Genomic DNA, 12,862 nt, shown 5'->3' with positions numbered 1-12,862 from the left:
GCGCCGCAAGCCGAAGCAGATAACCCATCGGGCCGCGCTTAGCGGCGGTTGCGCGCGATTGAGGCCCGGCTTTGCTTTAAAAAGCGCGTCCCGAAACGAGGCATCTATGTCCTCGCCCAACGATCGCCATGGGGCCTATGCCTGACCTCGGCATCCACTTCAATCTAGCGAGGAGCGCGCGCATGAGCACCAGCCAGTCCCAGTTCAAACTGACCAAGGTGAGCCCAGCCTATTGGCGTCTGACATTCGATAACCCGCCCATCAACATGCTCGGCCCGGAAGCCATGATCGAGCTCCAGGGTCTCGTCGGCCAGTTCGAAACTGACCCTGACCTCAAGGTGGTCGCGTTCGATAGCGCCGATCCGGATTTCTTCATCGCGCATTTCGATATTGCGCGCGCGGCCGATGTGCCGAAGGAGCCTGGTCCGACCGGCTATTCGCCGTGGATCGATTTCACCGTACGGTTGGCGCGGGCTCCCGTGATCAGCATTGCCGCGGTCCGTGGCCGCGCCCGCGGTGTCGGCAGCGAATTTGCCCTGGCCTGTGATTTACGCTTCGCCAGCCTTGAGAAGGCGATTTTCGGTCAGCCAGAGGTCGGCTCCGGCCTGATCCCGGGAGGTGGCGGGTTGGAGAGGCTGCCGCTGGTCATGGGGCGTGCACGGGCGCTGGAGGTCATCGCCGGCTCATCCGATTTTGATGCCGCTACGGCCGAGCGCTACGGATGGATCAACCGCGCGATTCCGGATGCCGCGTTCGAGGCCTGGGTGGATGGTTTCGCCCGGCGGTTGGCCTCCTTCGACAAACAGGCACTCGCCAGCTCCAAGGAATTGGTGAATCGCCATACATTGCCCGAGCCCAAGGATCAGCTCGACAGCGGCAGGGTCTTTCTCTCGGCGTTCGCCTGGGAGGGATTCCAGCAGCGCCGCCCGAGACTGGCCGCCAACGGCATCGGCCAGCGCGGTGACTTCGAGCTCAATTTCGGCGAGCGCCTCGGCCATCTCTGATCCGCGGGCGTGGACAATGGCCCCTGTCGGAGTCGGCGCTCGCGCCGGCTTTCTGCTTCTCAGAGCGCTTCAAGAAGCAGTGCGATCCCCTGGCCGCCGCCGATGCAGAGCGTCACCAGTCCGCGCCGGATGCCGTCTCGCTGCATCGAGTGGATCAAACGGGTCGTGAGAATAGCGCCCGTCGCGCCAATCGGATGGCCATGCGCGATGGCCCCACCTTCCACATTGACGATGTCGAGAGGAAGATCGAGTTCGCGCGCAACGGCCAGCGGGACCGCGGCGAAGGCCTCATTGATCTCGGCCCGCTCAATATCGCCAATCTTCCAGCCGGCCCGCTCCACCGCCCTACGGACAGCCGGAATTGGCCCCAGGCCGAAGAGCCCGGGCTCGACCGCGCCGATGCCCCATGCGACCAGGCGGGCGGCGGGCTCGATCGCGTGCGCCTCGGCATGCTTACGCTCGGCAACGATCATGGCCGCGGCGCCGCTGTTCAGCCCAGGCGCATTCCCCGCCGTAATCGTGCCGTCAGGCCGAAACGCCGGCTTGAGTTTGGCAAGCGACTCTGCCGTCGTCTCGGGGCGAGGGGCTTCGTCCTTGGCAAAGACGAACGGCTCTTTCCTATCCTTGACGGTGACCCCGACGATCTCGGCAGCAAATTTGCCTGACGCCTGAGCTTTCCCAAACCGCTGCTGACTGCGTGCCGCAAACTCGTCCTGCTCGGCGCGGGTGAGCGAACACCGCGCCACCAGATCTTCCGTATGCCAGCCGGAATGTTTTTCGGAGAACGCGTCAAGGAGGCCATCCCACAGCATGGCGTCCAGCATCTGCGCGTGGCCCATACGATGCCCCCAACGCCCGCCAGTGACGAGGTATGGAGCGCGATCCATGTTTTCGAGACCGCCCGCGATCATCGCCTTTTCGTGCCCGAGCGAAATGTCCTGCGCTGCGCTGACGATCGCCTGGGCGCCCGAGCCGCAGACCCGGTTCACGGTCAGTGCCGGTACGGACACCGGCACGCCAGCGCCCACCGACGCCTGGCGCGCCGGATTCATCTTATTTCCGGCCTGAATGACATTGCCCATGGCAACCGCCGAAATGCCGTCGCCGGTCAACCCGGCGCGTTTCAGCGTCTCGGCAATCACCGCCGCCCCTAAATCGGCGGCCGCGATCGATTTCAATGAACCGCCGTAGGCTCCGATGGCGGTGCGGACGGGATGGGCAAGGATGACTTCATTCATCGCGGGGACCTTTGGCAAAAAATGCGTGAGACCGGCCCCAATGGCGCTCGCCCCGACACGCTTGCCGAAAGCGCCGCAACCGTTTCTGGAAACGCAGCCTCATCGGCGCGTCCACATAGCCCAACACATGGCCGACCTGCTCCGCAGGTCAAGGAAGGCTACACGCCCGGCAGGATCGCCGGGAGGTCATTTTAGCCACCTTTTCGGCCATCCATCCCGGACCACGCCGCACGGAATTGGGGATGCTTCGCCTTTGCCTCCATGTGCAATCGCTATACAGTGCATTGGCCGGTGTTGGTATAGACTACGGGGCCGGCCCTCCGGTCACGAGACCGGCTTTTGCGCAAGCCCGCTGGCCCTGTGCGCGGTCGCCAATCAGAGCAGTCTTAGTTTGATCGACGACATTCTGAGGGATCGCGCACTTTCTCTGATTTGTCGCCATAAAACGGACCAAGTCACTATCAACTCCGGCCAACTGGCGCAAAAGAACGCAGCCCGCCCCTGCGTCGATGATATTTGTGCCCGGCAGTTGTATCTCAGCAAGCGCGTTGAGCGCATCTTGCCGGCGCTGCACGAGCGGCTGAAACTCTGTAAAACAATCCGGTGGGAAGGGACCGGTTGGTGCCTGCATAGCACTTTGGTCACGCGTGGCGGAACAACTTCCAAGTCCAATCCCGCCGAGAAGGCTCGTCGCGATAAGGATCAACGACAACATATGTGCTGGCTTTTTCCCCATCTGATCGCCCCCACCCAAATCAGAAGACCCCTACGACGAAACTCCCAGATGGAGGCCTCGACGTGCTCGAGATTGTCGCCATTGTCCGCCCTCTTTCAAGCGGCGTGACATTGGGCTTGGCAGTCAAATAAAAAGGGGGCCACCAGCGGGGAACTGGCGGCCCCGAGGGTCCGATGCGGTTGGCCCGGAAGGAACATAACGTATAGGGGGATGCTGTACATTCCTGGCCGCGCCGACACTTGCACGGCCGAGTAATGGTGTCTGTGAACTAAACCACAGCGTAGGGCCGTTGCATTCCTGGGTTGCGCAACCGGGATACGTGCCTTCGGGTGCTTTGTTATTGACCACCGCCCTTACGGCGTGACGTTTGCGAACGGGGTGTCCTGGGCATGCTGTATCACCTGGTTCATCAGGTCGTCGTCGTTGATCTTGCCCTTAAGACGGCTGTGCTGCCAAACGCTGTTGGGATTGGCCAGATCGCGGACATTGAAGGACCGCATTAGGGACATCGAACGGGGCATCCAGGCCCGGTTAGGATGTTTGTGTCGACGACTCATGCCGACCACCATTGTAGCCCCCTTCTGTATCGCCTGAGGGGACCTTAAGCTCTTGAATGGCCTGAAAAAGGAGCACAATCAATGTGCTATTTGCAGATTGGTGCCCAGAAGAGGACTCGAACCTCCACGACTGTTACATCACTGGTACCTGAAACCAGCGCGTCTACCAATTCCGCCATCTGGGCAGTGGGGCGCTGTTTAGGGGGTAGTGCGGGGGCTTGTCAAGCGAGGAACGCGAGGGCCTCGCGGAAATCCTTCGTGGCCGGACTTGCGCCAGTCGCCATTTGCCCGCAAAAGCCGTAAAGAAGACCCGAAAAACCGCACGATTCGTGAGGGGAAAGATATGTCCACAAGTTTATCCGCGGCCAGCCTCCCGGTGTTCATCCGCGGTTTGCAGGCGCTCGACGCCATCCTGGTCAAGGCTGCGGCGCACAGCGAGGCGAAGAAGATCGATTCGGCGGTGCTGTGCAGCACCCGCCTTTACCCGGATATGTTCGCGTTTTCGCGGCAGGTGCAGCTCGCCTGCGATTTTGCCAAGAACACCACGGCGCGTCTCCTCGGCGTCGATCCGCCGCGCTTCGAGGACAATGAAAAGACCCTGGCCGAATTGCAGGCGCGTATCCGCCGGACGCTGGATTATGTCGAACAGGTCGACCCCAAGGCGCTCGACGCCCGCGCTGGCAGCGAAATAGTCTTTCCGCTTGGGCCCAACGCCAAGGGCAAGATGGCGGCCGAAGGCTATCTGCAGCACTATGCGATGCCGAATTTCTACTTCCATCTCACCACGGCCTATGCGGTGCTGCGCCATTGCGGTGTCGAGATCGGCAAGCGCGATTTCATCGGCACGCCGCCCGGCCTGACCGTTCTTTAACGCAGATTGAGAGATTGGATTCTTCCCATGAAAGAGACGAGCATGACGATCAAGCGCATCGGCACCGGCCCCCGCATGAGCAAGGCGGTGGTGCATGGCAATACGGTCTACCTCGCCGGCCAGGTCGCCGATACGACCGCCGGCCAGGGCGTGATGCAGCAGACGACAGAGATCTTGGGCATCATCGACGCGCTCCTGAAGGAGGCCGGCACCGATAAGACCAAGCTCCTGTCGGCCAACATCTGGCTCGCCGACATGAAGACGTTTCCCGAGCTGAACGCGGTGTGGGATTCGTGGGTCTCGCCGGGCAACACGCCCGCACGCGCCACGGTCGAGGCCAAGCTCGCGGCGCCGCAATATACGGTCGAGATCGCGGTGATCGCGGCGCTCTAAGAGCATTTTCCAGAAAAGCTGTTCGACTTTTCGGTTAAGAAAATGCGACAAAGATAAAAGCTTAGAGTGATTTTCCATTCTTTCAGAATCGGAAAATCACTCTAAGCGACGGGCGCAGCTGCGACACCAGTCAATGCTGCGTCTTATCCGGCTTGCGTAAGACTTTCTGGCCGGCGGGCGTTGCTGCGGGCACGCCCACCTTCATCTTCGCCCATTCATGCGCAAGATAATCCTGCGCTGCAGGCTCGATGACCGGCATCAGCGGCAATTTGCGCAAGACCTCGGCGGATGGCGTAAGGCTTGCGTCGTTGCTGCCCTGCGCGGCAACAAGCGCGCTCGCAAGGCCGCTGGCGGCGCTGTTTTTCGCCGCGACATCGCCTCTCAGCAAAAAGTTCAGCAGCGCATAGGCTTCGGCGCGGTGCGGTGCGCTCCGCGCGATCGCGAGGCTGTCGATCGAGACGGGTGCAGTGCCGGGCGGGATGAGAAACCGGATATGCTCGTCCGCGCCGGCTTCCGCCTCATGGGCGCGCGCGAGCGCCACATCCGTGCCGTTGGCGAGCGCCAGGCACACGTCGCCATTGGCGAGATTGACGGCAAGATCGGATGACGACACATATTTGGCCAGGCTGCGCACATGGTGCAACTCGGGCATGAGCCGCGTCACATTCGCCAATGTGCCGGCCGTCGCGGCGCCCTTTTGGTTCAACAGCAACACGCTCATCACCTCGTCCGGCGCATCGGGAATTTGTATGCCGCAGCCGATGTAGCGGCCCACGAGATCGAACCGGGTCAATGCGTCGAACGAGATCGGTGCGGGCGCGCGCAGGCCTTTCGCGTCGGCATCGTCGCGGTAGGCGAGGCCGGTGACGAACCATTGGTAGGGTAGCCCATATTGATGGCCGGGGTCGATGCCGGCGAGCTTCTGTGCAAGCTCGGGCAGCGCGGCATTTGTCGCGGTGATCTCGCCGGATGCGAGCGGCTGCAATTGCTTCGAGCTCAAGGCATGGGCGAGTTGCGGCGCACCGAGCACGATGACGTCGTAAGTCGCATCCTTCGCGAGCAGGGTGTCGAGCGCTTCGCCGGAGGAATAGGTATCGTACACCGGCTGGATTTGCGTCTCGCGCTCGAAACGCGCGAGCATGGCGGGATCGAAATAGTCCGCCCAGGCGAGGATATGCACGGTGCGGCGCGGCAGCAGCGTCGGCTTGGGCGCGAAGTCCTGCGCCGATGCGAGAAGCGGAGCCGAGGCAAGTATCGCCGCGCCGATGTTGCGGAAAGCCCTGCGCCACAGCGCGAAGCCGCGGCGCGGCAGCATTCGCGTCTCCGCGTGCGTGCCGTTCGCCGCTTGTCTCATGCGGCGTCGCGCGTCACGCGCTGCAATTTCTCGAGTGCCGCATCGAGCGTCGCATCCTTCTTGGCAAAGCAGAAGCGTACGATATGGCGTACCGCATCCTGCGCATAGAAGGCCGAGACGGGAATAGCCACGACGCCAAACTGGCGCGCCAACGTTTCGCAAAACGCGACGTCATCATTGTGTCCGAGCGGCGCGATGTCGACCGTGACGAAATAGGTGCCTTCGCTCGGCAGAACGGTGAAACCATTGGTGCGCAGGCCTTCCGTCAATCGGTCGCGGCTGCGCGCGAAGTCGCGACGCATGTCGGTGAAATAGCTCGTCTCTTTGCCAAGCCCGTAAGCGACCGCGCTTTGCAGATTCGGTGGCGTGGTGAAGGTGAGGAATTGATGCGCCTTGCCCAGCGCCCGCATCAGCGCCGGACAGGCTGCAACGAGGCCGACCTTCCATCCCGTCAGCGAGAAGATCTTGCCGGCCGAGCCGATCTTGACGGTGCGCTCGCGCATGCCGGGCTGCGCCATCATCGTACGATGGCTGCGGCCGTCGAACACCAGATGCTCCCACACTTCGTCGCAGATCGCGACGGCATCATATTGCACGCAGAATTTGGCGAGCAGCGCGAGATCGGCCTCATCGTAAACGACGCCGCACGGGTTGAGCGGCGTGTTGAAGACCACTGCCTTGGTGCGCGGCGAGAATGCGGCGGCAAGATCTTCTTCCGTGAAGCGCCAGCGCGGCGGCTGCAAAGTCACGAATTTCGCCGTGCCGCCGGCGAGTTGCACCAGCGGCAGATAGGCATCATACATGGGTTGGAACAGCACCACTTCGTCGCCGGGTTTCAGTAACGCGAGGAGGGCGCCGGCCAGCGCTTCGGTCGCGCCCGAAGTCACCATCACTTCCGTGTCGGGATTAAGATCGAGCCCCTGGAATCTTTTGTAATGCGCCGCGATCGCCTGGCGCAGCTCCGGGATGCCCATCATCGGCGGATATTGATTGTAGCCGTGCAGAGTTGCCTCTGCTGCCTTTTGCCGCACGTCTTCCGGGCCCGGATCATCGGGAAAGCCTTGGCCCAGATTGATCGCGCCGGTTTCACGCGCGATCCGCGACATGGCTTCGAAAATCGTGACGGGCAAATCGGCAAAGACTGGATTCATCGATGGAGTCCGCGTGTGCAAAGAGGAACATTTCTTACATCAGTTTAGGGCCAGGACTCAAATTGGAGGGGATGCATCAAAGAATGCCCAACGTCGGCAATCGAAGTTGCGGGCGCGGTGAAATGGGCAACCACGACCGAGCAGGACTTAATTTTTGCCACATCCCTTTCTTTGCGCTAAGCTTGTCACATTCTTGTTAAGGAGTCCGCGTGCCGTTGCGTTTTGACTCGTCTCAGTCGCAACCTTTGTCCCGTCGTCAAAAGGGCAAGGAATGGGTTGCAAAATGGGCCGACGAGGCCCGCTTCATCCGCACATTGCTGGAAAATCCGCGCCTGACCGGCGCGGTGTCGCCCTCGAGCGCGGTCTTGGCCGACGCTATCGCCGCGCGGGTGGATCCGGCGCTGGCGGGCCCCATCATCGAGCTTGGTCCCGGTACGGGCCCGATCACCGAGGCGTTGCTGCGGCGCGGTATTGCGCCGGAGCGGCTCATTCTCGTCGAATATGACGCGACCTTTTGCGAGCTTTTGCGAACGCGCTTTCCGCAGGCGCAAGTGATCCGCGGCGATGCCTATAATCTCGCCCAAACCCTCGACGGCCTTGTCGACGCGCCGGCCGCCGCCGTCGTGTCGGGCCTGCCGCTGCTCAACACGCCGGAGCGGGCGCGCCTGGCGCTGCTTGCCGACGCTTTCGCGTTGATGCAGGCGGATGGCGCGTTCGTGCAATTCACCTATGGCCTGCATTCGCCGATGCCGCGCCGCTTCAACGGCCGCCCCGTCACCGGCATGCTGGCGGAGGGGTCGAAGCCGGTGTGGATGAACCTGCCGCCGGCGCGGGTCTGGACCTATCGCCAGGGCGACGGGCCGCTCGGTTTCGCGAACGACGACGAAACGCCGCTGGTGGACAGGCTGCGCGGCCATCGCGAGCGCCTGCGCGCCGAATGGCATGAATGCACGCAAAAGTTGCGGGAGCGGCGCATCAGGCGGTGACAAATCCGCCGCCAGCATTTAGGGAAAGCGGGATTTCATCTGTCAGAAGCTGCGCGGTTCGTGCGCCACCGGCGGTTCACGCGAGATGCGTCACGTGCCGCCGGGTTTTATTGCAGCCGCCTTCTGCCTTCGTTCCGGGAGACCGCCATGCTCGCTGAAACCGCCCTCGCCAATCTGCCGCGCGACCGCATGATCGTGGCGCTCGATTTTTCGAGCGTGGGCCAGGCCGAGAAGATGGTCGAGACGCTGGGCGACAGCGTGGTGTTCTACAAGATCGGCCTCGAACTCGCCTATGGCGGCGGGCTTGGCCTCGCCGAGCGGCTGATCGCGGCCGGCAAGCAGGTGTTTCTCGACCTGAAATTGCACGACATTCCCAATACGGTGGAGCGGGCCGCTGCCCAGGTCGGACAGATCGGCGCGTCGCTTCTCACCGTGCACGCCTATCCGCAGACGATGCGGGCGGCGCGCAAGGCGCTTCTCGGCTCGAACACCAAGATCCTCGCCGTGACGGTCATGACCTCCTATGACGACGCGGACTTGAGCGAAGCGGGTTATGCCCTCGGCGTCAGTGATCTCGTCGCGCGCCGGGCGCTCCAGGCGCGCGAGATCGGCATCGAAGGGCTCATTCTCTCCGCCGAGGAAGTGGCGGCGATGCGCGCCCTCGTCGGGCCGGAGATGCTGCTGGTTACGCCAGGGATCCGGCCGGCCGGCGATGCGGTCGGTGATCAAAAGCGGGTCGTGACTCCAGCGGCTGCCATTCGCGCCGGCGCCGACCATCTGGTCATCGGCCGCCCGGTGACGCAAAGCGCCGACCCATGGCGCGCCGCCCAGGCGATCACCGAGGAGATCGCCGGCGCGCTGCGTTGAGCTGGGACGGAGAGGCGGCCGTCGGGCCGCCGCTTACGCGATCCTGGTGTGATCGAATTGTCCGGTCTTGCGGAAGCGGACGAGGTAGGACGGCACGATCGATTCGATCGACGATGGTTGCAGGCTCAGGCCCTCGAGGGTGCGGCCTTCCGCCGCCGCTGTCGCCGACACGAGATTGTCGCGCTGCAGCATCTTTACCTGATCGCCGGTGACATAGAACGTATCGGGCAGCAGGCCGAGCGAGGCCGTTTTGCCGATTTCGGTCACGCGCGCGAGGAGGCTGGCGGCAGTGGGCGACAGGGGCAGGAGCACCCGCTTGCGGCCGGTGGCCGCGCAAACGAATTCCACGATCTCGCGGCCGGTCTTCACTTCCGGCCCGCCGAGTTCGTAGGTCACGCCGGTTTTCGCCTCGCCGCTGACCGCCTTGGCGATCGCTTCGGCGACATCGCCGGCAAAGACCGGCTGAGAGCGGCTCTCGGCGCCGATAAGGGGCAGCACCGGCATCAATCGCGCCATGGCGGCATGGCGATTGAAGAACGTGTCCTCGGGGCCGAAAATGAAGCTCGGGCGGACGATCGTCGCCTGCGGCACGGCTTCCTTGACGGCCTCTTCGCCGCGCGCCTTGCTGGCGGCGTAAGCGGAGTCGGAGGCGGCATCGGCACCCAAGGCCGACATATGGACGAAATGGCTGATCCCGGCCGCCGCGACGGCGCGCGCCACGGCGCGGGCGCCGAAGACGTGCACGGCCTCGAAATTCTGTCGCCCGCGCGAAGCCCCGATGCCGACGAGATTGATGGCCGCATCGGCGCCCTGCAGGGCCGCCGCCACCGATGCCGGATAACGCAAATTGGATTGGACCGCCTGGATCTGGCCGACCCGGCCGATCGGCTGCAAATGAAAGGCGAGATCCGGGCGCCGGACGGCGACACGCACGCGCCAGCCGCGTTTGATCAATGCCCGCACCACATGACGGCCGACGAATCCGGAGCCGCCAAAGACCGTGACCAGTTGATTCATCCGCCTCATCCCGTCGTGGTTGTTTCAAGCCAACCCATAGCCAAAAGGACCTTGTCGAGCAATGGGGATTAGGGTCGAAGCTCAATCATGGACGATATCTGGACGCGGCCAAATTGACCGAATGCCAGGAGACGGGCCGACGCGGGACGTCTGTCCCGCTAGGACCGTCGACGTCGCAGTCGGTCAAATTCGCCGCGCCGCAGTTCAACTTGGGCTTGCCCAAGTTGAACCATCTAAAGACGCCCAAACCGGGTATACCCGGTTTGGGTGCGGTGAGGTGAAAAATGGTCATCTGCCGCGTCGCAATGCTTGCCGGTACGGACGTACCGGCCGCGCAATGCTCCTTGCATATGACCATTTTTGACCTCATCCAGACACCGTCCATGATTGAGCTTCGACCCTAGCACGATTCTATCGCGCTTCGAGCTGCGTTTGCAATTGATCGACGAATTTGCGGATCAGCCCGGCGCCCGCCCCTGCGTCATAGGGGCCAAGCCGCGAAACCGCCCGCAAATCGATGCGTGTGCCGGTGCCGAGCGGGCGAATGCGGATCGCGAGATCCTGCGGAAAATTCATGATCAGCGAGTGCGCCAGGGCGTCGATCCGCGTCGTGTCCGAGCGCGCGCTCGGCAATTCCTGGTCGATCACCCGCCATTTCAGCGCCATCAGGCTCTTGATCACCAAGGGCAGCGTCTCTTTCGGTTCGAGATCGAGTACGATCGGCTGGATGAGTGGGTAGGCGGTAGCCTGCGCGCTGCGCGCTTCGGGAGCAATTTCCGGCGGCACATAGTCGTTGCGGGCTTTCAGCGCCTTGCTGGTGCGCAAAAAGGCCGGCGGATTGGCCAGATCGGTGGAAATGTCATCGAGCTTCGGCGATCGGTAGGCGGCAAGGCCGAGATAGGCTGGGTAGCCGCAGATGATGAGGGCGAGCAGGGCGCCGCTCACAGCGGCGCCGATGCCGCCGTGGCCCGTCCGCCAGATCACGACCGCCGCGATCATGGCCGCACCGATGGCGGCTCCGGCGATCGCGAGCCCAGCACCCAAAACCGCCAGCGCCGCCGGCGGTTCGGCCCAATTGAGCCGGCTCAAGACGATGGCGGCAAGCATCAGTCCGAGCGCGAAAACCGCAAGGCGACGGCTCCAAAGGGCGGCGCGGGAGACGGGTTCTTCCAGGATGACGCGCCGCATCACGCCTCATCCGGCGTCGCGTTTGCCGTCGTGCCGCCAGGGCTCAGGCTTATGTTGTCGCTGCGTCGCATCCGCCTCACGTCACCTGCCGTCAATCTTCTGCCACGCGCGGCGCGGCGTCGCAGCCTAGCGTGTCAGCCGCCGAACCGCCATAGCGTGAGTTGCGCTAAGGCCTTCGCATGATTAAGGTTCACCTAAAATTGCCGAGGGCCTAATGAATTCTGATTTGACTTCCGCCGATGCATTGCGGGTTTGGTTTCGCCTTTTGCGTTTGCAGGCACGCCTGACCGGGCTTGTAGCGGAACGGCTCAAGGTGATCGGCATATCGGTGCCGCAGTGCGACGTTCTGACCACCCTGACGGAACAGGAAGGCATCAGCCAGCAGCATCTCGCTGAGCGGCTCTATGTCACCAAGGGCAATATTTCCGGTCTTGTCGATCGGCTCGCTGCCGCGGGGTTGGTCGAGCGGCGCAACATCGCCTCGGACCGGCGCTCCTACGCCATCTATCTCACCGAGGCGGGCCGCCGCATGGCGGAGCAAGGCATTGATGTGCAAAGGCAATTCATTGCCGAAACCCTCGGGCGGATGAGCTCGCAGCAATTGCTCGATTTCGAACGGCTAATCATCGGGGCGCGCGATTTCGCCCGCGCGGCAAAGGATACCGACCTCGAGGATGCTCAGCGCGCCGCCAAACTGTCGATCAGGGCCGGCAAGGCGCCGATATTGTCCAAGACATAATCGGCATGGGGCGCGAGTTCGTCGCGGCTCGCCGGGCCGGTGAGGACAGCGATCGCGACGCCGCCGGCGGCCCTAGCGGCATGGAGGTCGTGCAAGGAATCCCCCACAAGCCCCACTTGCTGAGGCGGGACGCCGAATTTTTCGGCGAAGGCCAGCACCATGCCGGGTTCCGGCTTGCCGCCATGGCCCGAATCGTAGCCGGCGATAAAGTCGATATGCGCCATCAGGCCGAGAGCCGCAGCCTGCGCCCGGGCGGATTTTTCCGCGTCGTTGGTGGCGATGCCGACCCGGATGCCGCGCGTCTTGAGCGCATCAATCACCTCGGCCGGGATGCCGATCGGCGCGATGGAGGCCAGGCTTTCCTGGTGGAACAGGCCGTCAAGCTCATTGAAGAATTGCGCCAAATCGTCGCGCCCCAGGATGGCGGCGAGCGGCGGCCCGAAGCTGTCCGTCGTTCCGGCGACGAAGGCCGCGTCCGGCAGAAAGCGCTGCGTCTCGCGATCGTAACCGAGGGAAGCTGCCAGCCTGTCCTGGATCGCCGGGTCGGCGCTGAGCCGTTCGATCACGCGCTCGCCTGCCGGGCCGAAGGTCTTGTGAAAGTCGATCAAGGTACCGTCTTTGTCGAACAGAATAGCGGCGAGGGACAAACTTGGACTCCTGAAAGGCTGAAGATCGGGGGCAAGCGCCTCAACCGACGCGGCATTGTGCGAAGACAAACGGCATGAATTGCATTTTATTCCCGCCCGCGCCAGCCTGCGCCA

General features: G+C 63.2%; 13 protein-coding genes and 1 tRNA gene. 6 read left to right on the top strand and 8 right to left on the bottom strand.

Annotated elements, in window-relative coordinates; all coding sequences use genetic code 11:
- The first annotated feature begins 182 nt into the window (after positions 1 to 182).
- The gene (locus V9T28_RS19565) at positions 183 to 1,004 is read left to right on the top strand and encodes an enoyl-CoA hydratase/isomerase family protein (RefSeq protein ID WP_116401637.1); all 822 of its coding nucleotides are present in this window, start codon (positions 183 to 185) and stop codon (positions 1,002 to 1,004) included.
- Positions 1,005 to 1,063: 59 nt separating this feature from the next.
- Here the strand turns inward: V9T28_RS19565 and V9T28_RS19560 are convergent, their stop codons facing one another.
- The 3 genes from V9T28_RS19560 to V9T28_RS19550 form a co-directional block, all read right to left on the bottom strand.
- Positions 1,064 to 2,242 carry a thiolase family protein gene (locus V9T28_RS19560; protein WP_116401636.1) on the bottom strand — a complete coding sequence of 393 codons (1,179 nt, stop codon included), beginning with the start codon at positions 2,240 to 2,242 and terminating at the stop codon, positions 1,064 to 1,066.
- Positions 2,243 to 3,331: 1,089 nt separating this feature from the next.
- The gene (locus V9T28_RS19555; protein WP_210210418.1) at positions 3,332 to 3,487 is read right to left on the bottom strand and encodes a hypothetical protein; all 156 of its coding nucleotides are present in this window, start codon (positions 3,485 to 3,487) and stop codon (positions 3,332 to 3,334) included.
- Positions 3,488 to 3,633: 146 nt separating this feature from the next.
- Positions 3,634 to 3,720, bottom strand: a tRNA-Leu gene (locus V9T28_RS19550).
- A 158-nt stretch (positions 3,721 to 3,878) separates the two neighbouring features.
- On the opposite strand from V9T28_RS19550, the gene V9T28_RS19545 reads away from it, so the two are divergent.
- Both V9T28_RS19545 and V9T28_RS19540 read left to right on the top strand, forming a co-directional pair.
- Positions 3,879 to 4,406: a DUF1993 domain-containing protein gene (locus V9T28_RS19545; protein ID WP_116401634.1), complete on the top strand. Its 528-nt coding sequence runs from the start codon at positions 3,879 to 3,881 to the stop codon at positions 4,404 to 4,406.
- A 42-nt stretch (positions 4,407 to 4,448) separates the two neighbouring features.
- Complete coding sequence (locus V9T28_RS19540; RefSeq protein ID WP_116401747.1) at positions 4,449 to 4,799, top strand: RidA family protein; 351 nt, start codon at positions 4,449 to 4,451, stop codon at positions 4,797 to 4,799.
- Between the two features lie 130 nt (positions 4,800 to 4,929).
- Here the strand turns inward: V9T28_RS19540 and V9T28_RS19535 are convergent, their stop codons facing one another.
- Positions 4,930 to 6,114: an extracellular solute-binding protein gene (locus V9T28_RS19535; protein ID WP_158554836.1), complete on the bottom strand. Its 1,185-nt coding sequence runs from the start codon at positions 6,112 to 6,114 to the stop codon at positions 4,930 to 4,932.
- 35 nt (positions 6,115 to 6,149) lie between these two features.
- The gene (locus V9T28_RS19530) at positions 6,150 to 7,304 is read right to left on the bottom strand and encodes an aminotransferase (protein ID WP_116401632.1); all 1,155 of its coding nucleotides are present in this window, start codon (positions 7,302 to 7,304) and stop codon (positions 6,150 to 6,152) included.
- Between the two features lie 209 nt (positions 7,305 to 7,513).
- On the opposite strand from V9T28_RS19530, the gene V9T28_RS19525 reads away from it, so the two are divergent.
- Complete coding sequence (locus V9T28_RS19525; RefSeq protein WP_116401631.1) at positions 7,514 to 8,290, top strand: class I SAM-dependent methyltransferase; 777 nt, start codon at positions 7,514 to 7,516, stop codon at positions 8,288 to 8,290.
- Positions 8,291 to 8,437: 147 nt separating this feature from the next.
- Positions 8,438 to 9,157: an orotidine-5'-phosphate decarboxylase gene (gene pyrF / locus V9T28_RS19520; RefSeq protein WP_116401630.1), complete on the top strand. Its 720-nt coding sequence runs from the start codon at positions 8,438 to 8,440 to the stop codon at positions 9,155 to 9,157.
- A 33-nt stretch (positions 9,158 to 9,190) separates the two neighbouring features.
- Here pyrF and V9T28_RS19515 read toward each other — a convergent pair whose 3' ends face one another.
- Both V9T28_RS19515 and V9T28_RS19510 read right to left on the bottom strand, forming a co-directional pair.
- The gene (locus V9T28_RS19515; RefSeq protein WP_245424149.1) at positions 9,191 to 10,174 is read right to left on the bottom strand and encodes a complex I NDUFA9 subunit family protein; all 984 of its coding nucleotides are present in this window, start codon (positions 10,172 to 10,174) and stop codon (positions 9,191 to 9,193) included.
- A gap of 411 nt (positions 10,175 to 10,585) precedes the next feature.
- A complete protein-coding gene (locus tag V9T28_RS19510) occupies positions 10,586 to 11,362 on the bottom strand; it encodes a DUF1499 domain-containing protein (RefSeq protein WP_116401628.1) in 777 nt (258 codons plus the stop codon).
- Between the two features lie 214 nt (positions 11,363 to 11,576).
- On the opposite strand from V9T28_RS19510, the gene V9T28_RS19505 reads away from it, so the two are divergent.
- The gene (locus tag V9T28_RS19505) at positions 11,577 to 12,101 is read left to right on the top strand and encodes a MarR family winged helix-turn-helix transcriptional regulator (RefSeq protein ID WP_116401627.1); all 525 of its coding nucleotides are present in this window, start codon (positions 11,577 to 11,579) and stop codon (positions 12,099 to 12,101) included.
- Here the strand turns inward: V9T28_RS19505 and V9T28_RS19500 are convergent.
- Positions 12,041 to 12,748, bottom strand: a complete 708-nt coding sequence (locus V9T28_RS19500; RefSeq protein WP_116401626.1) for an HAD family hydrolase — start codon at positions 12,746 to 12,748, stop codon at positions 12,041 to 12,043. The genes V9T28_RS19505 and V9T28_RS19500 overlap by 61 nt on opposite strands.
- Between the last annotated feature and the right edge of the window lie 114 nt (positions 12,749 to 12,862).

Source organism: Methylovirgula sp. 4M-Z18 (assembly GCF_037890675.1).
Classification (GTDB): Bacteria; Pseudomonadota; Alphaproteobacteria; order Rhizobiales; family Beijerinckiaceae; genus 4M-Z18.
Note: the sequence above shows the minus strand (reverse complement) of the source record. Positions and strands in the feature narration are given on the sequence as shown.